Annotated in this window: 23 protein-coding genes and 3 pseudogenes; 15 read left to right on the top strand and 11 right to left on the bottom strand. The window is 47.9% G+C overall.

The features are described from left to right. The first annotated feature begins 175 nt into the window (after window positions 1–175). From AC1DWB_RS01610 to AC1DWB_RS01600, 3 genes are read left to right on the top strand one after another with little or no spacing between them, the layout of a single operon-like run. Entirely contained in the window at window positions 176–1,273 is a 1,098-nt protein-coding gene (locus AC1DWB_RS01610; RefSeq protein WP_477539271.1) for a GerAB/ArcD/ProY family transporter, read from the top strand. After that, a complete protein-coding gene (locus AC1DWB_RS01605) occupies window positions 1,270–2,751 on the top strand; it encodes a spore germination protein (protein WP_477539270.1) in 1,482 nt (493 codons plus the stop codon). The genes AC1DWB_RS01610 and AC1DWB_RS01605 overlap by 4 nt, the downstream gene beginning before the upstream one ends. Next, window positions 2,748–3,893, top strand: a complete 1,146-nt coding sequence (locus AC1DWB_RS01600) for a Ger(x)C family spore germination protein (protein WP_477539269.1) — start codon at window positions 2,748–2,750, stop codon at window positions 3,891–3,893. The genes AC1DWB_RS01605 and AC1DWB_RS01600 overlap by 4 nt, the downstream gene beginning before the upstream one ends. Window positions 3,894–4,026: 133 nt before the next feature. Here the strand turns inward: AC1DWB_RS01600 and AC1DWB_RS01595 are convergent, their stop codons facing one another. Both AC1DWB_RS01595 and AC1DWB_RS01590 read right to left on the bottom strand, forming a co-directional pair. Beyond that, on the bottom strand, window positions 4,027–4,437 hold the full coding sequence (locus AC1DWB_RS01595; RefSeq protein WP_477539268.1) for a DoxX family protein: 411 nt from the start codon (window positions 4,435–4,437) through the stop codon (window positions 4,027–4,029). 202 nt (window positions 4,438–4,639) lie between these two features. Further along, window positions 4,640–4,744 (bottom strand): annotated as a pseudogene (locus AC1DWB_RS01590) (ArsR/SmtB family transcription factor); the annotation flags it as partial. A 284-nt stretch (window positions 4,745–5,028) separates the two neighbouring features. Here AC1DWB_RS01590 and AC1DWB_RS01585 point away from each other — a divergent pair. From AC1DWB_RS01585 to AC1DWB_RS01570, 4 genes and pseudogenes are all read left to right on the top strand, one after another. Beyond that, window positions 5,029–5,366, top strand: a pseudogene (locus AC1DWB_RS01585) (ArsR/SmtB family transcription factor). 15 nt (window positions 5,367–5,381) lie between these two features. After that, window positions 5,382–5,753, top strand: a pseudogene (locus tag AC1DWB_RS01580) (SRPBCC domain-containing protein); the annotation flags it as partial. 67 nt (window positions 5,754–5,820) lie between these two features. Then, entirely contained in the window at window positions 5,821–6,195 is a 375-nt protein-coding gene (locus AC1DWB_RS01575; protein WP_477539267.1) for a VOC family protein, read from the top strand. A gap of 275 nt (window positions 6,196–6,470) precedes the next feature. Beyond that, complete coding sequence (locus AC1DWB_RS01570; RefSeq protein WP_477539266.1) at window positions 6,471–6,824, top strand: hypothetical protein; 354 nt, start codon at window positions 6,471–6,473, stop codon at window positions 6,822–6,824. Between the two features lie 117 nt (window positions 6,825–6,941). On the opposite strand, the gene AC1DWB_RS01565 is transcribed toward AC1DWB_RS01570, so the two are convergent. Both AC1DWB_RS01565 and AC1DWB_RS01560 read right to left on the bottom strand, forming a co-directional pair. Continuing rightward, window positions 6,942–7,664 carry an amino acid ABC transporter ATP-binding protein gene (locus tag AC1DWB_RS01565; RefSeq protein WP_477539265.1) on the bottom strand — a complete coding sequence of 241 codons (723 nt, stop codon included), beginning with the start codon at window positions 7,662–7,664 and terminating at the stop codon, window positions 6,942–6,944. Beyond that, on the bottom strand, window positions 7,651–9,114 hold the full coding sequence (locus AC1DWB_RS01560; RefSeq protein WP_477539264.1) for an ABC transporter substrate-binding protein/permease: 1,464 nt from the start codon (window positions 9,112–9,114) through the stop codon (window positions 7,651–7,653). Before AC1DWB_RS01560 ends, AC1DWB_RS01565 begins: the two co-directional genes overlap by 14 nt. A gap of 410 nt (window positions 9,115–9,524) precedes the next feature. On the opposite strand from AC1DWB_RS01560, the gene AC1DWB_RS01555 reads away from it, so the two are divergent. From AC1DWB_RS01555 to AC1DWB_RS01545, 3 genes are all read left to right on the top strand, one after another. Further along, complete coding sequence (locus AC1DWB_RS01555; protein WP_477539263.1) at window positions 9,525–9,980, top strand: putative iron-sulfur cluster-binding metallochaperone; 456 nt, start codon at window positions 9,525–9,527, stop codon at window positions 9,978–9,980. Between the two features lie 224 nt (window positions 9,981–10,204). Continuing rightward, on the top strand, window positions 10,205–10,642 hold the full coding sequence (locus AC1DWB_RS01550) for a GNAT family N-acetyltransferase (protein WP_477539262.1): 438 nt from the start codon (window positions 10,205–10,207) through the stop codon (window positions 10,640–10,642). Between the two features lie 236 nt (window positions 10,643–10,878). Next, a complete protein-coding gene (locus AC1DWB_RS01545) occupies window positions 10,879–11,286 on the top strand; it encodes a hypothetical protein (RefSeq protein WP_477539261.1) in 408 nt (135 codons plus the stop codon). A 604-nt stretch (window positions 11,287–11,890) separates the two neighbouring features. Here AC1DWB_RS01545 and AC1DWB_RS01540 read toward each other — a convergent pair. From AC1DWB_RS01540 to AC1DWB_RS01515, 6 genes are all read right to left on the bottom strand, one after another. Next, entirely contained in the window at window positions 11,891–12,631 is a 741-nt protein-coding gene (locus AC1DWB_RS01540; RefSeq protein WP_477539260.1) for a YheC/YheD family protein, read from the bottom strand. Further along, window positions 12,609–13,757, bottom strand: coding sequence for a 2-aminoethylphosphonate aminotransferase (locus AC1DWB_RS01535; protein ID WP_477539259.1), 1,149 nt, complete (start codon window positions 13,755–13,757; stop codon window positions 12,609–12,611). The genes AC1DWB_RS01540 and AC1DWB_RS01535 overlap by 23 nt, the downstream gene beginning before the upstream one ends. Beyond that, the gene (aepY, locus tag AC1DWB_RS01530; protein ID WP_477539258.1) at window positions 13,754–14,917 is read right to left on the bottom strand and encodes a phosphonopyruvate decarboxylase; all 1,164 of its coding nucleotides are present in this window, start codon (window positions 14,915–14,917) and stop codon (window positions 13,754–13,756) included. Before aepY ends, AC1DWB_RS01535 begins: the two co-directional genes overlap by 4 nt. Then, a complete protein-coding gene (aepX, locus tag AC1DWB_RS01525; RefSeq protein ID WP_477539257.1) occupies window positions 14,914–15,813 on the bottom strand; it encodes a phosphoenolpyruvate mutase in 900 nt (299 codons plus the stop codon). Before aepX ends, aepY begins: the two co-directional genes overlap by 4 nt. A 31-nt stretch (window positions 15,814–15,844) precedes the next feature. Then, window positions 15,845–16,582, bottom strand: coding sequence for a YheC/YheD family protein (locus tag AC1DWB_RS01520; protein WP_477539321.1), 738 nt, complete (start codon window positions 16,580–16,582; stop codon window positions 15,845–15,847). Window positions 16,583–17,018: 436 nt separating this feature from the next. Then, window positions 17,019–18,872 (bottom strand): acyltransferase, encoded by a 1,854-nt coding sequence (locus AC1DWB_RS01515; protein ID WP_477539256.1) that lies wholly within the window; start codon window positions 18,870–18,872, stop codon window positions 17,019–17,021. A 275-nt stretch (window positions 18,873–19,147) separates the two neighbouring features. Here AC1DWB_RS01515 and AC1DWB_RS01510 point away from each other — a divergent pair, with 275 nt between their 5' ends. The 5 genes from AC1DWB_RS01510 to AC1DWB_RS01490 all read left to right on the top strand — a co-directional run bounded on the left by AC1DWB_RS01510 (window position 19,148) and on the right by AC1DWB_RS01490 (window position 24,315). Further along, window positions 19,148–20,128: an AraC family transcriptional regulator gene (locus tag AC1DWB_RS01510; protein WP_477539255.1), complete on the top strand. Its 981-nt coding sequence runs from the start codon at window positions 19,148–19,150 to the stop codon at window positions 20,126–20,128. 91 nt (window positions 20,129–20,219) lie between these two features. Beyond that, window positions 20,220–21,713, top strand: a complete 1,494-nt coding sequence (locus tag AC1DWB_RS01505) for a spore germination protein (RefSeq protein ID WP_477539254.1) — start codon at window positions 20,220–20,222, stop codon at window positions 21,711–21,713. 75 nt (window positions 21,714–21,788) lie between these two features. After that, the gene (locus AC1DWB_RS01500) at window positions 21,789–22,934 is read left to right on the top strand and encodes a Ger(x)C family spore germination protein (RefSeq protein WP_477539253.1); all 1,146 of its coding nucleotides are present in this window, start codon (window positions 21,789–21,791) and stop codon (window positions 22,932–22,934) included. Window positions 22,935–22,945: 11 nt separating this feature from the next. Further along, the gene (locus tag AC1DWB_RS01495) at window positions 22,946–23,191 is read left to right on the top strand and encodes a hypothetical protein (protein ID WP_477539252.1); all 246 of its coding nucleotides are present in this window, start codon (window positions 22,946–22,948) and stop codon (window positions 23,189–23,191) included. A 32-nt stretch (window positions 23,192–23,223) separates the two neighbouring features. Further along, window positions 23,224–24,315 (top strand): GerAB/ArcD/ProY family transporter, encoded by a 1,092-nt coding sequence (locus tag AC1DWB_RS01490; RefSeq protein WP_477539251.1) that lies wholly within the window; start codon window positions 23,224–23,226, stop codon window positions 24,313–24,315. A 16-nt stretch (window positions 24,316–24,331) separates the two neighbouring features. Here AC1DWB_RS01490 and cls read toward each other — a convergent pair whose 3' ends face one another. Then, window positions 24,332–25,786: a cardiolipin synthase gene (gene cls, locus AC1DWB_RS01485; RefSeq protein WP_477539250.1), complete on the bottom strand. Its 1,455-nt coding sequence runs from the start codon at window positions 25,784–25,786 to the stop codon at window positions 24,332–24,334. Between the last annotated feature and the right edge of the window lie 20 nt (window positions 25,787–25,806).

Below are 25,806 nucleotides of genomic sequence, written 5' to 3'. Positions count from 1 at the left end.
AACTTACCATATCATTCCGGAGTGTAGACAATACTAAATGCTTATACCTAAATATTACTTGGTTCCTCACTTTCCTCGGGACACTCGGGTTTTTCGCTTCCCTTTACATGATCCAAGCAAATAAAGGAAATACTACCCCCTATCAAATCCCCAAGCGTATAGACAGGATGATCCCATGGACAGATCAAATCCCAAAATCAGTTTCTTTCAGATGTGCATGATCCTCATGCTGATGAACGGCCTGATGAACCACGTCATTGTCAATCCAATGCTCCTGGATGCAGCAGGCAGAGATGCTTGGATATCGATTATCTTCACTGCTGTGTTGTTTCTCCCCTGGTGTGCTCTGTTAGTCGTGTTCATGAGAAAGTCAGGAAATCACAAGCTGCAGCCCTGGCTAGCACAGCATACGAAACCATGGATCTCATGGATGCTCGTCATCCCGCTTTGTGTGCAACTGTACATGATCGGGGGCATGACGGTGGTGCATACATCGACATGGACCATTACCAACTATTTGCCCGCTACGCCCAAACTAGCCTTAGTTATCCCCTTGTTACTTGTATGTTTCGTATTCGCCAAATCCGGCATACGGTCCATTGCGATCAGTGCAGGGTTCTTGCTTCCCGTAGTCATTATACTGGGATATTTCGTAGCGATTGCCAATACTCCGCACAAAGATTTCGGCCAACTGAAGCCAATGTTCGAGAACGGCCTAACTCCTGCTATAAACGGCATGGTGTATGCAGGGGGCGGATTCGTGGAATTAATCGTCATTCTGGGCTTACAGCACCGGTTGAAGTCGAAAGTAAAGGTATGGCAGCTTCTTGTGCTGGGCGCCATCATGGTCTATATCACGATAGGGCCGACGATTGGCGCGATTACCGAATTCGGTCCATCCGAGGCGGCGAAGCAGACAGAGTCGCCTTACGAGCAGTGGAGGTTAGTTCGAATTGGAGATTATATTGAGCATGTCGATTTCTTATCGATCTATCAATGGTTGTCAGGTGCTTGTATCCGGATCGGGTTGGTCTTATATATACTTGCCGATATACTGCCCCTTGGAAGTTCGAAGAAGCGGATCTGGTTTCTCGTGATTGTCTCATTCAGCTATCTCGTCATGGCCATGTTCCCAGTTAGCGAGTACAGGCTGTATTTGTGGATGTACCATATCTATATCCCGATTGCCCTCGTAGGAGCTATTGTGCTGTCCGGACTGTGGGTCACAATATCTCTATTCGCCAAGCCGACAAAGGAGGCAAGCCACACATGAAGAAACGTCCCATTGCAGTAAAAGAAGGGTGGACGGAAGACCGTCTTCGTGATACATTCCGTGGTTCGGCCGACGTCCAGATCATGGCTGTCCAGTTAGACGAATCAGCATCCTCCAGAATTATATTGGCCTTCGGAGAAGGACTATGCGACTCCGAACAAATTGGCAAAACGGTGCTTCCTGAGCTGAAACAAGTGTACTACTCCGTGGGTTTCGGTGTATATCAGAACAAACAAGTATATGGGACATTACCCTTGACTCCCCTGGAAGGACAAGACTCTCCAGAGCAATTAGCAGAATGGCTGTTCCAGGGAGATCTGCTTATCTTGTTCCCGAGTATCCACGCCCTGTACAAATTGAATATTGGCAACCGTCCACAGCGGAGTCCGGAAGAATCCAGCACGGAAATTTCCATTAAGGGGCCTAAGGACGGTTTTGTGGAAGATCTGGTCGTCAATGTGGCTCTGATTCGCAAACGAATCCGAAGCAACTCCTTGTGTTATGAAACGTCTACGCTCGGCAGGAGGACGAAATCGAGTGTAGGGTTGCTGTATATTGATGACCTGATTGCTCCTCATATATTGGCCGAAGTGAGGCAACGATTGAAGAAGATCGATGTCGATGGCATCTTCAGTATCGGCCAGCTTGAGGAGATGCTCTCTGACAGCAAGTATTCCTTGCTACCGCTGCTGGATTCTTCAGGACGCCCGGACTATATTGTGAACTGTTTATTGGGCGGCAGATTCGCTATTATTCTGGACGGCAATCCGATGGTGCTTGTTGGTCCGGCAACCTTATCTCTATTGATGAAATCACCGGAAGACAGCTACTTCAACTATTACTACGTATCTTTATCTCGCTTAATCCGGTTTTTCAGCTTCTTCCTCTCGCTCTTACTGCCTGGTGTTTGGGTAGCGTTGTCGGGGTTTCATCAGGATCAGATCCCGTTCCGCTTAATGGCGACGATTGTCACGGCAAGACTAGGGCTGCCTTTCTCCGCGCAGATGGAACTGTTCCTGTTGTTGGTGCTTCTTGAGATATTCCGGGAAGCCGGCTTACGTCTGCCCAGCACCATCGGGCAGACACTCACCGTCGTTGGGGGACTAATTATTGGGGACGCCTCCATTCGAGCAGGGTTAGTCTCTCCCTCAGTGGTGGTCGTCGGCGCGATTACAGCGGTAGCTGGGACGACGTTGGTCAATCAATCACTAAGCTCGGCTGTCAGTGTGCTGCGCATCTGCCTGTTTTTAATTGCATCACTGCTCGGCATGTATGGACTGCTGCTTGGCATTATCTTACTGGTCGCTTACATGTCCCGGCTTAGCTCGTTCGGTGTTCCTTTCTTGTCACCCTTCTCTCCACCGATCTTCAAGGATATAATTAAATCGTTTTTGCGCGTTCCTTGGATGAAGATGAAGACGAGACCGCAATTGCTGCATTCCCCCGATCCGATCAAACAAGGGGATGATAAACAGTGAGAGTGATTCGAGTTATTGGTGCGACTCTGGTTATGCTCCTGTGTACCACGGGCTGTTGGAATTCCAAGGACATTCAAAATTTAGCTTATGTGACGGCTATAGGCCTGGATTACGAGAACGGCCACTACATCGCTTATACTCAAATTCTGAATTTCTCGAACGTGGCCAAGAATGAGAATGTAAATCTTGGGAAGCCAGTGCCCATCTGGATTGGGAAGGGAGAGGGGAAGACGATAACGGAGTCGTTTTCTTCCATTTAMGCAACCTCGCAACTGAGACTATTCTGGGGGCATGTCAAGGTCATCAWTTGCAGTGAGAGGATGCTTAAGAGGGGGATTAGCGAAGCGTATGATATGATGAACCGATATAGGGAAATCCGCTATAACACCTTACTCTATGGCACGAAGGAGAAGCTAACCGATTTGTTAGCGCAAAAATCGTTATTCAATATGTCGCCGCTCGAAACGGTGGCCTATACACCTGAGCAAATTTACTCTCAACGCTCTTTCATTCTGCCTGTATATGGCTATAAGGTGATGGAGAAGCTGAACGAGCCGTCCCAACCTGTGCTGTTGCCCTCCCTTGCGCTTAATAAGGAAACCTGGCGAGAGGATAAGACGAAGAAGCCAATGTTCCAGGTCGATGGAGCCTTTTACTTCAAGAACGGTGCGGTGTCGGGGTGGCTTTCGGAGGACGATCTCCGGGGCGCAAGGTGGCTGCAAAAGAAGTTGCAGCGAAGCCCTATCAATATTCCAGACAACAACAAGCCGTCTGCGGCCTTGATTATGGGCCAACCGAAGCATCGTATTAAACCCGTAATCAATAACGGGAAGGTGCAATATAATATTACTTTGTCCATGAAGGGGTATGTGGACGAGATGGGAGATGATATATCTGAAGACAAAATGGAGGAGGAAGCAGCCAAAGTGATACAGAAGGAGGTTCGAGACACGTATAACAAAGGGGTAGCACAGAAGTCGGATGTATTGCATTTGGAAGATACTCTGTATCGGAATCACCATAAGGAGTGGCGAACCTATGTAAAGGACAAACCATTTGCTCTGACAGAGGATACTTTAGGCGAGATCGATGTGAAGGTCAAGGTCGTCCACACCGGGAAGTACAAAGGCAGAGCACACTGAGCGCAACCGACCAACCCAATTACTTCCCCTGGGACTGTCTGTTTTCTTGATGCAGTCAGCTCAGGGGAAGTTGTTGATTAGAAGAAAAACCGGATCCATCCACGGAAATTCGGTTTTCGTAAAAGCTATGTGCTTAAAGTGAGCGTTCTGCTTGTTTCACTTGATTCGTTTGATTCAATAAGCCAGATTTTTGTCTTTTATGATAATAAACATAGGAACCTGCGATGATAATATAGCCGATAAGGAAACTCAACCCGGCCGAAATGCCGTCCTCAGCGATATTTGAATACATAGCTCCCGTCAAATCAAAGACCAATCCGGCATACGCCCATTCCTTGATTCGAGGAAAGCGTGGGATAAGGATTGCTACAATCCCTAATAACTTGGCAATTCCGAGAAAGGGAAGAAGATAATCGGGGTAACCCAAATGCTTGAAGAGTTCAACCGCATCAGGTGCAGATACGGTATCGGTAATCGCGCCAACACCCATAAATACCACCACTAGCCCGGTAAAAATCCAGTAAGGAATCGTAATTTTTTTCATTGAATTTCAGCCTCCTTAGGTTTACATCAATTGTTTTTCAAAGACGGTCAAGCGTCGATTGGTTCCTCGATCGCGCCGTACTCCTTAACCACCTTTTCCAGTACCTCTTGGACTACACATTCCTGCAGGATTACTGCTTAAGGCCATTGTTCACTTCCTTTCTTTGTAATTCCTGCGATAAAATCCTGATCGTGTGATTGAAGCCAAGACGATCGGCTACTTCCCCTACAGAAAGGGAGYCTTGACGCAGCAGTTCAACAATACGGAGCCGATTTGGTTCAGCCAGAGCACTCCAAGTCGAATTCATGCGTTGAATATACCTGATTCGGAATATACCAGTCAAGGAATATTTAAATGTTTTTTTTTGCTCCCTTTGTTACTCACATATATCGACGAAACGTAAAGCGAAGAAACTGGCCAAGTTTCTTACTGAGGAACGGCCAGACGCAAAGCGTTGAATTACGAGCCTTAATATTCCTTGACAGGAATATTCCTGATTTAGTATATTCTACTCAGTGGGATGAAAGTTATCCTGAATACAGGAGATGATTAAACAAGAAACCATTAGATACAGAGGTGAAGCACCATGTCATGAAAAGGTCCGGAATGGACATAATTACGCTGAGCGCTTTAGCAGAAACAAATCGTATGAATATCGTTCAACTGTTGCGCGACGGTCCTCTGGCCGTGGGAGAATCTCCGATCGGCTGGGGCTTTGCCAACCACAAGCGTCTAAGCATTTGAAAGTGCTTAGCGAAGGCGGGATTGTGGAAGTACGAATAGATGCGAACCGTCGAATCTACGCACTTCGGTCTGAGCCTTTTCAAGCGATGGATTTCTGACTGCAGTCCTTTCGGCACATTATGGAAGATCGTTTTAATAACTTGGACAATTACTTGCATGAAGTGCAAAACAAAGAAAAGCCATAACGTCATTTGTTTAGGGAGATCCCGGTTTGTACCATCGATTTTCGTCCAGGCGGTGTGTGGCACTACTGCATGAAGTGCGTTGATCAGAATCAAGGTCAATTTTATGGCACGGAATCATGGGGAAAAGACGTCTATAAGGAAATTGTCGAGCCGGAGACAATCATCTACAACGATTACTTCTCGGATGCCGAAGGCAAGATAAATGAGTCAATGCCAGCGCCCCTAATCACGATGGAATTTATCGATCTGGGCGGCAGGACCAAGTTGATAAACCGTTCTGAATATGCTTCGGGAGAGGCCCTTAAAACTGTCATGGACATAGGCATGCTGCAAGGAATCACCGAAACATGGAATCGCTTGGGTGAGTTGTTGGAGTCACTTAAGTAAAGTTTCGTTGGAAAGAAAAGCTTCGGGCTTGACCCGTAAACTAATCCATATGAGGAGTGTTTAAATTATGATTAACAAAATTGGCCAAGTTATGTTGTATGTGAATAATCAAGACGATTCCAAAGATTTTTGGACAGAAAAACTAGGATTCGAGGTCATTACGGAAGAGACCAATGGTCCGATGAGATGGATCGAAGTTGCTCCTAAGGGTGCAGCAACTAGCATTGTTCTTCATAGTAAAGAGTTCGTTGCCAAAATGAGCCCTGAAATGAATCTCGGAACACCATCCATCATGTATTACACGGAGAAGTTTGATGAGTTGTATAGCGATCTGAAGAACAAAAACATCACGGTTGGAGAAATTATGGAACTTCCCTCCGGCCGAGTCTTTAACTTCGCAGATAATGAAGAAAATTACTTTGCTGTATCGGAAAAGAAATAAGATAGTTGAATAAGTTACGACAGCAGCTAATCAAACTGATCAGCTGCTTTTTTATTACCGTTCAGGCAATATTGGTGTTTTAAAGAATGGAATTGGTGTAATTGGCTGCTTAAGTAGAATTTCGCATCATATATCGTATGCCGCGATCGATCGCGTGGATGGAGGGATATTGAAAAAATATAGGGATATTCTGTTTACAAAAGCTTTAGAAGGATTTAGGAGATTGGAATAGAATATACATATGAGATTTTGATTACAGAGGAGGGTTCCAAAAGATGAGAGGCAATCGAGTGTTTTTAATGGTTTTTGTTGTGGGAATGATGGCAATGATGTTGTTTTTATCCCCTACCAGTAGGGTGAGCGCTAGCGATGACTGCGGGTGCGGCCAAGTGGTGGGTGCCGAGAAGAACAAGATCGTGGCGGACCTGTTGAAAAGCGATGCTTTCAAAGCGAAGAAGCATGAATTGCTGAAGCAAGGTTACAAGTGGAACGGGGTTGACGGTGCGGAAGTAGATAAAAATGGGAACAACGAAATCTTGATTGCCATACCTTTGTTGAATGCGGACCGCGAAGAAGTTTTTTTGATTTATGTATATGGGCAATTTTTTGTCGTGGCAAAGCCGAATTGAGCTCATGTTAAAATGAATGTCGAAAAACAGGGGCGTCCCTCAGGTCTTGCCTGACATTTTGGGACAGCCCCTAATCTTCATGCGGGAAGGGGCGTTCTCCCAAAAAGAACCCCCTTGCTATAGAACTTTCGCCAAAAAATCCTTCGTGCGGGCATTAGATGGGTTTCCGAACACTTGCTCTGGCGTCCCTTCCTCCACGATCACGCCTTTGTCCATAAACACAATCCTGTCGCCTACTTCACGGGCAAATCCCATCTCATGGGTCACGATAATCATGGTCATACCGCCTTTAGCCAGCTTCTTCATGACATCCAGCACCTCTCCAACCATTTCCGGATCAAGCGCTGAGGTCGGCTCGTCAAATAGCATTACATGCGGCTGCATCGCCAAGGCGCGTGCAATGGCAATCCGCTGCTTTTGCCCGCCGGAGAGTTGGGACGGGTAGAGATCCTTCTTGTCTGCCAGCCCAACAGTGTGCAGCAGCTCCATCGCGGTTTTCACCGCTTCAGCGGTTGACAAGCCTTTCACCTTGGCAGGTGCCAGTGTCAGATTTTGCAGAATGGTCTTATGCGGAAACAGGTTGAAATGCTGGAACACCATGCCCATTTTCTCCCGGGTGGCGTTAATGTTGTGTCCGCGGGCTGTAATGGACTTGTTCTCAAACATGATTTCGCCACCGCTGGGCTGCTCCAGCAGGTTGATACAACGTAGAAAGGTGCTTTTTCCCGAGCCGCTCGGCCCGATCACAACGACGACCTCTCCGCTTGCAATGCTCATATCGATTCCTTTGAGAATTTCTGTTTTTCCATACGATTTGCGCAAATTTTTAACGGTGATCACTTGCTCCCATCCTCCGTTCCCATACGCCAAGCAGCTTGGACAGCATGAAGGTCAATACAAAATAAATGGCTGCTGCAATAATGAACGGGCTTAGTCCCTTGTACGTGATATTCTTTACGATTCCCGCCTGGTACATGATATCTGCCATCCCGATCACGGATATAATGGATGATTCTTTGATAATCGTAATAAACTCGTTTCCGATCGCGGGAAGAACAGACTTGAACGCCTGGGGCAAAATAATATGGCGCATCGCCAGCCCCCTGCTCATTCCAAGCGAACGGGCTGCTTCCATCTGCCCACGGTCCACACCTTGAATGCCCGCACGGAAAATTTCCGCTAAATAGGCCGAACTGTTCAGGGATAGCGTAATAATACCCGACTGAAGCGGTGTAAAGTTGATGCCCAGGGTTAGCGCGAGCCCATAGTGGATAATCATGAGCTGCACCAGCATCGGCGTTCCGCGCAATATCTCGACATACGCTGTACCCAACCAGGTTATCGCCCGGATACTCGACATCCGAAGCAGACTGATGATCAGGCCGATCATGAAGCCGAATAGGACGCCAAGAGCCGACAGCAGCAGGGTATAGCCGAGGCCTAGCGCATAATAGCTGCGGTATTCCCAGAATGTTGCGAATATATTGCCAGGCGACGGTTGCTTTTCAACAGACATCTGGCTCGCTTGCTTAACCATCTCTGCAATACTGTTCTCGCTTTTCAGCCGGGTGATTGTCGAATTGACTTTGGCTAACAGTTCTGCGTTGCCTTTGCGGATGCCAATGGCCGCCTGGACAGGTGCATCGTCTGGAACGGCTTCCGAAAGTGTAAGCCCTCTGTCCTGAAGGTAACCGATCGCAACGGTGTCTTCCAAGATGACGGCATTTACCCGTTTTGTCTGCAATTGCAGAACAAGGTCCGGTATACGGTCCAGGGATGTAACTACGGCATTGGGAATGGATTGCGCAATCTCCTCCTGAATGGAGCCTTTTTGCGCACCGATCTTATCCCCCTTGAGGCTGTCTATCGTCTTATAGCGTTCCTCGTCTTCGATACGAACCATTAATACCTGCTTGGATTGGTAATAGTTGTTCGAGAAGTCGATGCTTTGCCTGCGTTCATCCGTTGGTGTCATGCCTGATATGACTAGATCAACTCGGCCGCTCTGCAAGGCGGGCAGCAGGGCATCGAAGCTCATATCCTCAATAACAAGCTTTGCACCCATATCCTTGGCGATCTCACGCGCAATATCAATATCGAAGCCTACAATTTGATCTTTCCCATTGATCGTTTTATGAAATTCATACGGCGCAAACTCGGCGCTGGTACCCAATACAAGAGTGTTCTCTGACTGGCTGCCAGCCCCGTTAGCGGTCAGAACGGGAAGACCAGCCAGCAGCACCACCAGCATCGAAAGCATAAGAACCGTACAACGGCAAATCTTTTTCAACCTGTTTCTCTCCTAACTTGTAATATGAACATGAACCCTGAGTAATTATAAAGGAGTAAGAATGATTATGCAATTTCCGAAATATGGAATATGTCCTACAAGGGGAGAGGAGGGGGAAACATATTGTTACGCTCTAACGGATAACGATAGTAGAGCAAATGTAACAAGAATGAAATATTATTTTCATATAGCTTTAATGATTCTAGCCTATAATAAAACTCGACCCCCTTTATTATATATAAAATTCAGACCCATAGCCCGTTGCTGTGGGTCGCTTTTTTAGCTTAAACGGAAAGAGGATGAAAAATGAAACATAAGATAGGTAGAAAACCTCGTATCGCGAAGTGTTGATAAGTTAATAATATAATAAGAAAATTGAAATCATTGAAGCTAGAAAGGACTAAGTTCAAATGGATTGTTGCACACCATCAAATAGCACAGAAGATGTTAGAACAAACTGCCCTTCATGCAAGAATAAAGGCAAGAACGTGCAACTGATAACTCTAAAGTCGCTACTCAAGGCTTCAGCTCTGGAAACCATTATACCCGACACCTCTTACTTCTTCTGTCCGACCCGATCTTGCTCTACTGTCTACTTCAATGAAACCCATTTGCAAACATTCACTGAGGACAACATAAAAGTGCCTGTGTACCAAAAGAACCCGAGTGTAGATGTCCCCGTCTGCTACTGCTTTGATTGGACGAGGGAACGACTAATTCAAGCTGTTGGCTATAAGCAACAACCTATCGTCCAAATCAAGGCTCATGTTCAGGCGGGACGTTGCGGATGCGAGGTTAACAATCCACAGGGGGCTTGTTGCTTAGGCAACGTAAGCACATTTATGCAGAGTATCAACCAAGAGTAATCATGTTATAGGAGTGTATGATTACGGAACGATAGCTCAATGGTGCAGACCGCTACGGCTGTCTGCTTTTTCATTGATGGGCAGGATAGTTTATTTACTTCGCGAATAACTCAACTATGGAATAATTTGCGAAGTTCGGAAGTTCGTAAATAAGACGTTATGTGAAATCAACCAAGAGACATATTATTAAAATCTAGTTTTGAGGGAGTTGTTCAAGAAGCGATATGATTCGAGAAGCGGAAAACAAAGATGCTCAGGTACTAGAAGATCTTTATAAGATACTCGTTCCGACAAGTCAGAATATCAAGGTTTTACCCGAAAGAGTAGAAGAAATTAAGAGAGATCCTAATAACTATTTATTTGTACTTGAAGAAGAGAATAAAGTACAAGGTTCAATTTTTATAACACTATGTCTTGACCCCATGTACCAGTTTAGACCATATGCTGTTATTGAAAATTTGATAATTGCAGAAGAATTCAGAGGGCAAGGATTAGGAAGAGAATTATTAAACCATGTTGAACAATTTTGTATGAATAGAAATTGCACAAAGATGATGTTAATGAGTAGTACGAAGAGAATAGAAGCACACAATTTTTTTGAGAAGCTGGGATACAATGGAACAATAAGTAAAGGATTTAAGAAATATATAAGAATACAGTAATAGTAGGTATTTCTAAGAAGCGGCTGACATCACATAACACCGTATTCACGCGGTGGACCGGCTACGCCGATCCTTGGTCTGCCTGATGCATTTCATGGAAGCGAATTCAGCAGACAACCCTGCACTGGCTAACCGCGTCGCGGCCGGCCTTCGGCCTTTAGCCAGTGAGGATTCGTGAATACAAAAACGTTATAAGAAATCGGCGTAATATTATAAAACATTAGTGAGGCTAGTCAATGAAGAAAAGAGTATTAGAAAAACTATTAACATCTATTATTTCAAGCATTATAATGGCTGCTGGTTGTGTTTTTATCTTTTTTGGACTTGATGATTTCTGGTCCATGAGTCTATTTGGTGCAACAATATTTGTAATTATTTATTCAGTGATCGGAGTGCCGGTAGCAATAATAATTGATATGTTTTTCTCTAAGATAAAAATGATAAGTAAGTTTAAGAGAACATTATTGCTGGTTTTCTTATATATTTTAGGTGGAGTAGTATCAACAGTTATTTTCTATGCCATATCTGAAAGAGAACTCTATAATAGACTTTTTGATAAAGAGATGATCATGTTTTATGAAATTGGGATAGTAGGTTCATTATTATTTTTAATTATAGAAAGAGCTATAAGAAGACTTCGTTAGTATTTCAGGAAGACGCCAACAGCCAATAACACCGTATTCACGCTGCGGCTCCTGACGGACCCTTGGTCTGCCCGAGGCATTTCGGGGAAGCGGTTTCAGGCAGACAACCCTGCACTGGCTAACCGCGTCGCGACCGGCCTTTGGCCTTAAGCCAGTGAGGGTTCGGGAATGCAAGAACGTTAGAAGAAATTGCTGAAACCCTATGAAATAATAAAAAATCTATCCTATGAGAGGATAGACATTATAGCTAAGACTTATAAACATCGCCGCGCGAACCTATAATATATCGATGCTACTGATGCAATTAATATGCCATTGGAGCCATTGAAATATTACTAGCAATACAAAATAGACCAAGTAATGAAATAAAAGAAAATGAAGAATTAGAAGAATGGGTAAACGAACATAAAGGAATTTTCAGAGGTGTCGAGTCAGATGTTTGCAGCCAGCTGGAAATATCGACGGGAACGGTGCGAGGGCGCTTAATCAATCGGAGAACATTGGAACGTTGGATGAAGTCAAAATGCATGGGGGCTGTGAAGCAAATAGGGGATATGAGTGCATTCATATCCCACTGTGATCATCATGCCATTTACTACCTCAATCAACCTTTTTTATAGGATGTAATTCGACGATACATCGTTTTATCCTTCAGCTTACGGAAATGGGACCTGGCCGGATAAAGATTCGCTTCAATAATCCAAATTCGTCCATGTCGATCCGGTCCGATGTCCAGTCCGTACATACGGTGTCCCGGAAAAAATGCGCTCAATCTCTTAGCGGATAGGATAGCAACTCGATTAATCTTGGCCTCCAACATTTTGGCTGACAAGTGTCTGATGGACGATCGTCGGATACCGGCACGAAAGTGAAGCAATGATCCTTTACTTCTAGTGTTATTGGAAACGATGTAACCTTTGCCGGCAACTTTGATTATCTTCCCCGTGACAACCCACCTCGATGAGTTTCTTCGGCGTTGGATTATCACTCTCATATCAAAAGGACGGCTTTTGACGGTAGGGCGGGCTACTCTGTATTGAACCATATAGGGGGTAGAACCAATTTTTTGATCAATGTACCGATAAGTATTCGCTTTACCATGAAACGTAGTTCTACTATTCTCATAGTGCAGCGAATACCTGTTGTTTCCCATCGCAGAGACTTGAATAACGCCCCGCCCGCGACTGCCCCATACAGGTTTAAGGATGACATGCCCAGAGTGTGCGAGCATCGCCCAGAGAGCATGTTGCGTCATGAGATACGTTCGTGGAACGTTTGATGCTAAAGGTTTGTAATTTTTCAAGAGCCGATATTTATACCATTTATCTTTGGTTAATGATGCCACGGGTATCGCCTCCTCCTATAAAACCGATCTTGCTTAGATACCGTTCAAGCAATCCTAAAAACGTTTCTATGTCCTTGAACGTAATATCGCCTATATTGGCAACCCTGAACGTTTGTTGTCCACCCAGTTTGCCGGGATAAATCATAATGTCATGGTTGTAAAAATAATCATGCATGTCTTGAAAATCATAACCGGCGCAGTCAGGTTCAATAATGGATGTAATGATTTTGGAGTGATGCTTCTCAGGGACGATGTAGGTTAAACCCAACCGGGTTATTCCCCGTATTAACGATGTCCAKGATGTCGCGTATCTTTCGTATCTGGTTTCCAACCCTTCTTGCTTTAATTCCACGATCGCTTGTTTTAGTGCATATAAAGTTTGAACGGGAGGCGTAAACCGCATTTGCCGGTGTTCCACAAAAAAATTATACTGAGCGTACAAATTCAAATAATAATTCCTCGGCTTCATGCTCTTCAAAGTTTCCAATTTGCTCTTCTGGGCTATAACAAAACAAATGCCGGCCATTCCCTGCAGGTTTTTGTTGGAGCTGGAGGCCAAATAAGCTATATTCATTTCCTTCATTCGAATCGGAACGGCCGCAAATGAACTCATGGCATCCACGATCATATCGATTTGATGCCTATTGCATATTTCCCCGATCGCTTTAACATCATTTAATAGGCCGGTTGTAGTCTCATGATGGACGATAGCGAGATGAGAGACGGGACGGGGAGAGGTTTGGATCGTCCTTTCCAAAGCATTCACATCGATGGCCTGATCAGGCGCGCTTGTGAATTCGATGTAGTTCAGCCCATAGACCTCTGCAATTTCACACATCCGTTTGCCGTAAGCGCCGTTGTTGACGATAATCACGGCATCGTGATCCGGGATCGAGCTGAGCATGGATTCAACCGCCGCTGTTCCGGATCCGCCGAACAAAATGGCCGCATAATGAATCGGATCGGCAATCAATTGGGTAAGTTCCGTTGAAACATACTCCATTAATCGGCCGAATTCTTCTTCACGAGGGCACATGTCCGGTACCACTTGCGCATATTTCACGCTGTCGGAAGTTGTGGCCGGACCGGGAGTAAGTAAAATCGTTCTCTTGACAGATGAACTCATCTATCACTCACTTCCTTACTCCCTAGGGGATGCTTACCGATAAAACGCTGTAGGCGTTCTTTTACCTCGTGGGGCTTCGTATGAGGGCGGCCAAGCTGCTCGTTGGAGTTTTTAGCTATTTTCATATAAAGGAACGTAAGCCCTTTAGTCGTTTTCCATTCTTTCAAGGATGTTCTGAGTTCTTCCAGGTCGTGTACATAGATCGACTTTGTATACCCGCAAGAAGCAGCGATGTCGACGAAATCGATGTTATGGGACACTGTGCCTTGTCCCCCAGTCGATTCGTGGGCGTTATTGTCCAACAGAATATGAATCATATTCGCCGGGTTATAATAACCGGCTGTCGCTAGGCTACCCATACGCATTAATAAAGAGCCGTCCCCATCGATCACGACGATATCCTTATTGGATTGGGTCAGTGCCATACCTAGTCCTAAGGAGCCGATGCATCCCATGGATCCTACCATGTACAGATTGTTGTCCGCATCTTCGATTTCATACAATTCCCGTCCGGTTTTGCCCGTTGTGGCGAGCTGCACGGTATCACAGTCTTTCAAAGTATTGATCCTCGTCAACGCATCAAAACGAGTAGGCATCTCATTCTGTGCATTACGCTGCCGTTTGATTTGATTCAAATGGACGTTTGTTTGTTGTTTGCGCAATCCTTCATTATCAAGAACGCCTTTTCTGACGACAAAGAAAAAGGGCTGGTTGTTAGCGATATGCCGGTCCGCCTGAACCAGTTGGCACTTTACCTCTTTCCAATCGTCAGAGAGATACTGCCACTCTACCTGCATCAAATCAAGCAGCTTAGTCGTAATCGTGCCCATCAGTTCATGCTGAGGCTCGTCGGGAATCCCAGGTTCCCCCCGGAGACTGACGAATCCAAGCAGAGGGATCTTAAACGGATAAGTTAGAGAGGTCAATGGCGAAACGGCGTTGGTCAGACCCGAATTTTGCATAAGAACAACCGGTTTCTTTCCTCCTATATAGGCCCCGGATGCAATAGCGACCGCATCTCCTTCGTTAGCGGCAGCGACGTAATCACATTCATTAATGGCATAGTTGATTAAGCTTTTTAAATAGGAGCACGGTACACCACTGTAAAATGTAAACCCTAACTTCTGAAGTTCTTCACCTAACATCCTCGTTTGGATCATACTGATTCATCCGAATCTGCTTCCCGTACCGGAAGATATTTTTGTTCCGCATACTGAAGCTCTGCTGCCCCTTGAAGTCGGAATACTTCATCAAGAGGGGTGACGTCCCTTTCGACATGAGCAAGGCTTTCTTCGCGGAAAATACGTCCGGATACGTGTTTCATGGCCTCAATGGAAGCCCTTAAGTTGTGGTTCGCCCATATCGCCAGGCTGATTCCCAGCTCCTGAAATCGGTTCGTGGGAGTCGTGTAATATTTGGTGGGAACAATTACGACCGGCAATCTTCCAGCCCATTCTTTCATAAACATTTCAATTTCTGAGACATCCGGCCTCTTACTGTGTATTAGAACGGCGTCAGCCCCTGCCTGCCGATAAGCCTCTGCCCGCCGCAAAGCCTCCTTTAGTCCCCACCCGGTAATAAACGCCTCCACTCTGGCGACGACCACAAAATCTTCGTCAGTCTGCGTATCTTTCATCGCTTTAATTTTGCCGCAAAACTCCTCGATCTCGGCCAAAGGTTGTGTTTGAGCGTTAATGAAAGAGTTGGTCTTCGGAAACAGCTTATCCTCAATGCAAACCCCAGAGATATTGCGTTGCTCCAACTTTGTCACAAGCCGTCTTGCATTATTGAAATTTCCATAACCCGTATCCCCATCCAGCAAAATCGGAATGGTCGTTGCGTCGCTCATAAACTCCATAACATCCAGAACCTGCGTCCATGAAGCTTCATTGTTATCTCTTACACCCATGGCTGCAGAAATGGATAACCCGCTGCCCCAAATCCCTTTAAATCCAGCCTCTTCAACGATTTTAGCCGATAGCCCGTTATGGGCCTCCATAATAAACTCCAGCTTGTTCGAGGCGATTAAATGTCTAAGTTGCTTTGTTTTTTTCATCGTAGCTCTCCTCTTTTTCGCCAAAATACAATTATGAGTTCGAATTCCGAATCAGACGCTTGTTTCTCATGATGGTATTCAGCATAGTCTTGCTGGGGAGCTGAGTAAACAGCATATGACCGGGTTTCGAATTGGCTTCAATGATCCATATGCGGCCGTCTTTTTCTATGGCAAGATCTATCCCCAGTTCTCGAATCGCATGGTGTTTATTTACGGTTTTGGCGATGCTAACAGATAATGCGCGGATTTGTCGGAGTTTGGAGTTTACTTTTGTTTGGTTGTTCGCGAATAGTGCTGCAAGTACTTTATGCAGAGGTTTTGCATATCCGCCTTTATGAAAGTTGGTCACATATTTATTAGGAGCTGCCACACGGGCGGCCATGCCCGCAATGATCCATGTTGATTCCGGTTTCTGCAAATAAATCCTGGCATCAAAAATAGTGCCTTTATACTTAGCTAATTTAAGGCCTCTCTGCACCAGATATCGGTGTTTCGTTTTCATGAAGGAGCGAATGGCTTTCAAGACGGAGCCGGAACGAACAATCTTGCGGCGTGCATCGCAACGAACCTCATATCCGTTTCGCTGTCGTTTGGCTCGTATAATACCGCTGCCCCCGCTGCCATGATTAGGTTTGATGAAGACGGATGAATAGGTCCTCAGCATTCGTAAAGTCCTTGAACCCGTAATCCAATGTGTTTCAGGCAAATACGAACGCAGAAAGGGATGCTGCAGCATCTCTTTGTGCTTGATCATTTTTCCGATGGACACCAATATCCCACTTTTCTTTTTTGAGATTTTGTAAATAATACATGCATATGCTTCGCCATTCAGGTTGGGATGGACTGATATTCCTGATAAAGGGTACAAATTCATTCAATCAGCACTTATCATCGGAGTATATCTGCCGCATTTGTACATTTGACGAGTACTAATCTTCCTTCGCTCTATCCTTCTGGTTGCGCCTATTCTACAAAAGAAACAAAGGAAGAGGCTGCCGGCATTGATCGGCAGCCTCTTCGATGTAAGGGCAGAATATTTTATTAGTACCAAGTCACAATACCTTTGTATTATAATAATGGGTTAAAATACCATTATTGGGTGGAGGGCTTGATCTAAAAGCTGGGTCAATCTAACACTTATTTTAGGAAGCCATCCCAGTCTAGTACTTTATTTTCCTTGAACAGTTGTCTTAGGGGTCTACAGGTTAGTGAGCCGCACCCTTCACCGGGAAGTACCAAGCAGGCTCTAATCGGTGCACGCCCTGTGGCCGATAGCCGAGTGCGGGCGCGATCCCGCATGCATCCGCCAGCAGATACACGATGCTGAGCCACATCTCGGTGCCTTGCAGGCCTGGTGCGTGTACCGTCTCCAGCTCGAAGCTGAAGCCGCGGTCTCGCTGCCAGCGAGTAATCGCGCGCTCCAGCTGCTGGCGTGACCAGGCGACGATGTCCGCTCGACGGTAGTCGCTTTGCTTCATGCATAGCCAGAGCGGGTGAATGACGTCCAGTACGTTGCAGGCGTTGCCGCGGTCGTCACGGAAAAACTGCAGATTGCGCGTATGCGCGAGCACTGTGTCTATGGTGGCATTCGGATAAGGCAGCGGCAGACCGAATTGCGCATAAGTGGAGCGGGTCAGCCGATAGAAGCCGTTCACCGGCTGCAAGAGGCCCTGCTCTGCGGTAGGGTTGCCCCACAAGCCGGTCGATGGATCCGCGTGGGTGTGAAGCCAGCCGAATAGATCGTCAGGGCGCTTCGCCCATCCGAAGTGTTTGGCGTTTATATAGAGGCCCGTCGCATAACTGTCGATCCAGTTACCGGCACTCCAGGCATTCGTTTGCCATGGCAGCTGATCGAGGCTTCGGAATAGCGATTCCGAGCTTCTTCTCTCAATAACGTGAACGGGGTGCTCCACGTGGGAGCCAAGCACTTCCAGCGCATAGCCTACAGCCAGCAAATAATACCCGGATAGCGTATTCGGGAGGAAGTCAGGCGCGTCGCTTATAGGATCAGGTGCGGCCCATGGATCAGGTATAAGCCCGGTGTACGGGTCCTGATAGCTGCGCAGCTTCGTAATAAGCTGCTCTCGGGTGAACCCGGGCGGCAATTGGCCGAACATGCCAGCTGTCTCAGCGGCATCGCAATACGCTCTGACCGTGCGGGTATGCCCGGGCTTGTCGATGTAGTACGGCTCGTCGCCATCACCGTGCACAAGGTAGGACGTGAGCACGTCCTGCAGTTGCTCCCGTACTTGACGGCCGAATGCTTCTAGCCGCTGCTCAAGCGGCGGGGGGGTGGCAGCGACAAGTCCAGCCGTTGCTGGCGCGTGTGCTGGATTGGCGACGCCGCCGGCTTGCGTCGCAGGAGCGTGGGCTGGTTCGGTGCCACCGCCGAGCTGTACCGCTGGAGAGTGCGCCGGTTCGGCGGCAACGTGGGCGCTGCCCGCCTCGGCTCCGTCCGAGACAGCTTGCCCTTCCGCTTCGGCAACGGCCGAGCCGGCCTCCGCGAGTCGGCTGCGGATGACGCGTGCCGGGCTTCCACCTGCGATGCTGTACGCAGGCACATCCTTCGTGACGACGGCGCCGGCTCCGATAATGGAGTGTGCGCCGATGCTCACGCCGTCGACAATGACCGCGTTCGCCCCGATCCATACATCGTCCCCAATCTCAATCCCCTTGGACGTAATAGGCTGGCGGAAGATCGGAACGTCGGTCGATTCGTAACCGTGATTGAACCCATATATACTAGCGAGCGAAGCGATACGTACCCCGTCGCCCATCGTCACCTTGCCGGTCACGATAGCGTACGAATTAATCGTGCAGTCTGCCCCTATCACGAGCGATGTATTGCGAACGATCGCACCGGCAGCAATATAGCTGCGGTCTCCCATCTGCAGCGTGCTCGGGAACATGGCGGCTTGAGGGGAGACGAAGCAATTGATGCCGAAGCTGCAGTTGTGCTCCTGCTCAAGACGCTGCTGTACAGCACTCTGTTCCTCACGTTCCTTCTCATTGTTTCTCATCCAAGGCATGTAGTCTACATCGCGAATTCGGGTTGACATGGGCAACAAGTCCTTTCGGTAACAAGTCGTATTATTAATTAGTTTAGCATTCGGAGACGACGAGAAACATGGTGATAAAGCTTCTGATTCTTGTCAAAAACGCCGCTGACTATTATGCTAAATGTACGAGTTATTGTATGGCGGCGGAGTGAGCTGTAAGACGGAAAAGTCGTCTTACAGCGCGGTTTTCGCTTGCGGAGTGAGCTGTAAGACGGAAAAATCGTCTTACAGCTCGAGCACGAAGCATGCAAACAGAAAGAAAGGAGCTGAGCCGAATGGGCGACCTACCCAACAACTTATGGATGGACATACAATGGATGGACGACAAGCGGACAGAAGCGGGATGGACGGACATTCGACAAAACCGAAAAGTCCACAGTTTTTACTGGATTCGGGCGGGTAAGGGGACATTTGTAACGGACTCGGATAAGGTAATAGCCGTCAGGCCGGGGATGTTATTCTACTTGAAGCCGGGATTGGAAATGTCGATGGCGTCGGAAGCCGTAGAGCCGCTGCGAATTACGATGGTGCTGCTGAAGCTGCTGTCGATTCATGCGAATGAAGATCAGCATGCTGCCCCTGCATCCGCCCCGGCTGCCACAACCGCATCCGCCCCGGCTGCCACAACCGCATCCGCCCCGGCTGCCACAACCGCATCCGCCCCCGCATCCGTCCATGCATCCACGCCTGCCGCCGCCCCCGCAGTCGCTGCGTCTGCGGTCGGATCTGCGATGCCTGTTCCAGCGTTGGACCTGCCGTTTCTAACGATTGTGGAGGGCGAGCAACAGCACCACATCGACAAACTATTCTCGAGTCTTACTTCCGGATGGGTACCCGGACAACCAGCTGGTGAGCTCAAGACGAAGGCCATCCTGTACCAGCTGCTATTCGACATCGTACAACTGCAATATGTAAGTCCATCGGCTGACGAAGGATCGGTTATTTTCAAGAAAATCAAAGAAGAGCTAGAGACCGGGTTCCCCCAAGAGATTCGGCTCAAGACCGTTGCCGCTACCCACGGCATCTCCGTATCTTACTTGCGCGAAATGTTTCACCGGTATTTGGGCACAAGCCCTAAGAGCTACTTGGATCAGGTGCGCAACGAGCACGCCAAGAAGCGATTGATCTATACGGACCTGCCGGTGAGAGAGATAGGGGAGAGCTGTGGCTACACAGACGAATACCATTTCAGCAAACGCTTCAAGCAGGCGAACGGCGTACCCCCGCTAGTGTTCCGCAAGATGAATCGACAGTAAGCTCACTCTATGATTGCTCCGCGTTATATCGCATAATAACCCCAACTAATGGAATACTATGTGGCAAACGGATGGAAAGGACTCCCACGCCATGAAGAAGTCATCCACGCCTACACCTCCTGACCAAATCCCGTCTAAAATGGTGGATGCCCGCAAGCAAATCGAGGACATATTCGCCGATTGTCATGATTTGACGGTGAAAGAGTGGAGCTACGGCCCTGAACTGGAATATTCCGCGTGCGCCTTCCTGCTCGATACGTTGTCGCAAAACTACAGAACCACATACATGCATGCGATCATTCGGGATTTGTCACCCATTCAGGGCGCATTGGGCGCTGATCTGACGCCTGACAAAATCGCTCGTTTTTTTGATTCCAACGGGGTTTCCACCCATTCGCCCCACATCATATCCACGATGGATCAAGTCGTTCAGAATTTGACCGACGGGAACATTATTATAGTGATCGACGGCTGGGAGCATGTGATCAGCTGCGAGATACCTGGTGTCCAGACGAGAAGCGTGTCCGAGCCCACGATGGAGCCGGTTGTGTTCGGGCCTCACAACAGTACGATCGAGGATTTGAAGACAAACATAGGTCTGCTGCGAGCGCTGATCAAAACCCCGAAGCTGAAGTTCAAGCTGCTTCACGCCGGAACGAACTGCCGCAGGGATGTCGTTTACGGCTATTTGAGTGATGTGGTGAACCCGGACGATCTATTGCTGTTCGAAGAAAGAGTGGCGCAGGTCAAGGACAAGGAAATACTGGACACGACCTTCCTAGAGGAGTGGGTGGAGCATTCTGTCTATACGCCTTTTCCTCAAGTCCGGTATACGGAACGCCCAGATGTGGCGACTTCGGCTCTTCTGAGAGGAAAGATCATCGCGCTCGTCCAAGGCTCTCCTACGATCATGATATGCCCGGGCTTATTCATCGAGTTCTTCACCACGAGCGAGGATTATTACCAACGAACGGTATACTCTACGCTAATCCGCTGGCTTAGAATCATCGCGTTCGTAATGGCGATCACGCTGCCCAGTCTATATATTGCACTGACCACGTTTCATTCGGAATTAATCCCTACGGTGCTGTTGTTGGCTATTCTGGATACGAGGGAGAAAATCCCGTTCCCAGCGTTTGTCGAGGCGCTCCTGATGGAATTCTTCTTCGAGCTGCTGCGGGAAGCCGGTATTCGGCTGCCGCGTCCGATCGGATCGGCGGTCAGCATCGTAGGCGCACTCGTCATCGGACAAGCAGCGATTCAAGCCAAGATCGCCTCGCCTATCATGGTCATCGTCGTGGCGTTAACAGGCATTGCTTCCTTCGCGATGCCTCAGTACAATCTGGCTATCTCCTTGCGGGTGCTGCGATTTCCGCTGATGATTCTGGCCGCCACACTGGGCGGTTTCGGTCTTATGATCGGATATATCATTATTTTGTTACATTTAACCCAATTGAAGTGTCTTTCCCAGCCTTACTTATCTGGATTAGCTCCGCTCGACATGCGCCGGATGATGAGAGACTTATTAGCTCGCCAGCCATTGAAAGTTCTACTTAAGAAGTCCCGACATAGGCCTTCATCCTGACTGGAACCCATCTTCGCTAGTCACTAACGGAAGATGGGGGCGAAGCAGCTGAGAACACTCCGAGGGAGGGATTTGATGAACAGATTACCTCGCATCGCCATATGTTTCTTGGCCCTTCTTATGCTGACGGGCTGTTGGAACAAATTCGAATTGACGGAATGGGGTTTTGTGCAGGCCGTAGCTATCGACCAAGCAGACAATAATCGCATTCATCTGACGACACATTTCTACAAGCCAGGTGGGGGGGTGGAAGGGCCGCAGAGGTCTTCAGAAGGCTTTAGCGTACGTTCGAAAGGGGACAATATGTCCCAAGCCATAGCGAACATCACCAATTCAATGGGTCGAGTGCCACAGTGGAGCCATATGCGCATGGTTCTGATCAGCGAGGAAATGGCCAAGGATCAGCAACTGAAGGGCATCATCGATTATTTCATGAGAGACCATGAAACTAGAGATACGTTACTGATATTGATTACGAAGGGGCAGGCAAGCGACTATCTGAAGCAAAAACCTTATATTGAAAGCACAATCGGTCAACAGCTCCGCGAGATGAATCAGTCGTCCAACCGATTTACCGGGAATACCAATATAGTGAATATGCTGCAAGCCGCTATTCAATTGAAGAGCCAGTCCGGCGTTATGATTCTGCCCTACTTGACCTCGGGCGAAGAAGAGGACCAATTGTCAATGAGTGGACTTGCCATTATCCGCAACTATTCGATCGTCGAACCGCCCCTGTCTCCGACAAGTACCCAATTTTTACTCATGCTTAGGAATGAATATGAGCATGGTGTTCTGAGCTTCCCTTGCGAGGGAGATAAGTTGAAGCGGAAGGACACATTCGAACATGTAACTGTACACAGTTCAACCAAGGTAGAGCCGAGAGGAGAAACGGTAGCGGTCAAGATCAACCTGGCCTTGCAGGGCAGCTATGGGGAGCTGCGATGTACAACGGTATTGAAACCAAGTGACGAAGATCAGGTTGCGGAAGAAATCCGTAAGATGCTGGAGCGTGGGTTCCGCAAGACGTTTACCCTCATGCAGAGCAAGCAGCTTGATCTGTTGAATATCGGCGATGCCTTGTACCGCAAACACCCCGCTTTGTGGCGGAAGTGGAAAAGCAACTGGGGGGAAAGGCTGTCCCAAGCATCCTTCGAGCTTAATATCGACATTAAGATGACCAACACAGGGCTCACGAGGCCGAAGCCTTATGGCCAATAGGGGGGACGAAGATGGGGTTGAGGTTGACCGTCTGTTTGATTGTGTTCGCCTTTGTTCTAAGTATGGACTGGAAGCGAATGAGGCATAGCTCTATCAAGGCTCGGACGATCTATATTTTGTTACTGATCTATGCGGTCTATTCAGCGGTTGGCTTCGTCGCCATCAATCCGCTTCCCAACTTGAATGACGGTGTCTCCCTTCTGTTTCGCCAGCCCGCAGGGGTCATTGATACCGCCTTAAAAGCACCTCCAACCTGAAAAAAATTCCGACACGAAGGCGGGGAAACCAAATGGGAACGAAAGAAACAATTTCTCCTCTGCAAATGTCGACCCTGTTGCTCGTGTACACGACGGGTTCTACGATCATATTCATCCCATCCTCCCTGCTGGCGCAATCGGGCAATGCCTTTTGGCTGGCGTGGCTGGTCGCTGGCCTGTACGGTGCTCTGTTGTTAAGCTGTATGTTGTATTTGCGGCGGCGGTATCCGGGCGATACTTTGGTAGAGGGAGGAATCCGGACGGTAGGCTATCCCCTAACCATTATAATCATGATTCCATTCCTCCTCTTCATGATTCTGTTGTCCGCTTACATCTATTTCTCGATCGGAGCCTTCTTTACGACTACGATGATGAGGGATACTCCGGCGTTCGTGTTTAACGGGCTCATCGCGCTTGTCTCCGCCTTAACGGTACGGGCTGGCATTCTCGTCATGGCGCGCATGTTCACGCTCTTGAACATCCTCCTGATTGGAATCATCGTCCTTGTGATGCTGCTCAATCTGGAGAACTACCATCCGAACTATTTACTGCCTGTTATGCCCAATGGGATCAAGCCCGTATTTCACAGCGTTTATCAAATCGGCGGCTTCCTGTATGGAGATTTCCTTGTATTTTCCATCGTGTTCGCCTACATGCGTCCGAAGCAGGGCGACACCGGGAACAAACCGATCGCCATCGCTTTCCTGTTCAATTGGTTCCTTTTGGTATTGGTTTGCTTGTGTGTCATTATGGGTCTGGGGCCGATGACAAATGAATACCAATATCCCTTGTACACCCTATCCCGGGTAATCAGCATTCAAGAAATCATCGAACGAGCCGAGTCCATCATCGGAATGTCTATGATAGCGGGCTCCTACATGAAGTCTGCGATCATGCTGTTCGCCTTGAATGCGGCACTGACCCGGCTGTTGAGGCTGAAGGATGACGTCCTGCTTGTATTCCCACTCGCTTTGGTCGGTTATATGCTATCGCTGGTCATCGTGGAGAACGAGGCCGATTTTGGCGAGGTGCTGATGACCTGGCCGATGGTGACGTTTACGGCCAGCTTGCCTATATACCTCGTGGTGCTGATTTCGCTCTTGAAGAAACGGTCACGCGCCTAGTCATGGGTCCGCTACACTACAAAATAGGAGAGAGCAGGTTGGAGATGGATTCCATCAGCCGGTGCCAGAGCGAGCGGTTGTCGTATTCTTCCTTCGTTAATTCAATGGAATCTTCTATATCTTGTTGGAAAATCGCTTGCAACGCTTGTGAAGTTTCCGCATGATAGAGAACCGCATTCGCTTCAAAATTCAGCTTCAGACTGCGTTGGTCGAAGTTGGCTGTTCCTACCGTGGTCATGATACCGTCAACGATGATCATCTTCGCGTGCAGAAACCCTTTTTTGTACAAATAACATTTCACACCTACTTGCAGCAAATCACCGAGATAATACAACGATGCCCAATGGACGAACATGTGGTCGGAGTCGTACGGAATCATGATCTTCACTTCGATGCCGGACAGAGCTGCGATGCGCAAGGCGTTATGCAAGCTCTCATCGGGTATGAAATAAGGCGTCTGCAAATAAATGCTGTGGCGGGCCGCATGAATCATCTTAATGTACATATTCTCGATGTGGCTCCACTTCTGGTTCGGTCCGCTTGCAATGATCTGCAGGGGCACTTGCCCTTCTCCCAAGTTGTCGACAGAAGGGAAGTAGCTGGGAGCATAGTCGACAGGCGTTGACGAGGCCAGATTCCAATCGCGGATGAACAACCCTTGCAGCGAATGTACGCTGCTGCCTCTCAACTGAAGGTGCGTATCGCGCCAGAAACCGAACTTCCGACTCTTCCCGATATATTCATTGCCTATATTGAAGCCCCCGATATATCCGATCTCGCCGTCGATCACAACAATCTTGCGATGATTCCGGTAGTTGACCCGTAGGTTCAGGTAAGGAATTCTAGATGGGAAGAAAGCAGCCCGTTCACCGCCTGCCGCCGTGAATGCCTTGAAGAAGCGGTCATTCAGCTTCCTTGAGCCGATATCGTCATACAAGATTCGTACATACACGCCTTCCTTTGCCTTTTCGGTCAGCGCAGCTACAACCTTTTTGGCCAACTCATCATTATTGATAATGTAAGATTGAAGATGGATGTGATGCTTTGCAGCAGCTATGCTACGCAGCAACCCGTCGAATAGAGCATTGCCTTCGGTGAACAGCTCGACCTCGTTATTTTGCGTCAAGAGCGCCTTATTCGCCCGCACATTCATGTAGATCGTATCCTTGTACTGTTCGATCTCTGGATCTTTGTAGTCCATATGGCCTTCATGAATACGTCTGGCTTGTGCTTGCGTCAGTGTTCTCATAATCTCAACTTCCCGTTGGTTCAAGCGGTATAGCTTGCGGCGGCTTAAATTTTGCCCCAGGATGATGTAGAGGACGAACCCCAAGACAGGGATAAACAGGAGTACCATGAGCCACGACCATGTTGCGGCTACATTGCGACGTTCCAGGAACACGACAGCTAGTGCCAGTAAGATATTAACGGCCAGAATATAAGCGGAGAAACCTTGAGTGAGCCATGTCATGTAAGAGACACCCCGAGATC

The organism is Paenibacillus sp. P4_E11 (genome assembly GCF_056401635.1).
Note: the sequence above shows the minus strand (reverse complement) of the source record. Positions and strands in the feature narration are given on the sequence as shown.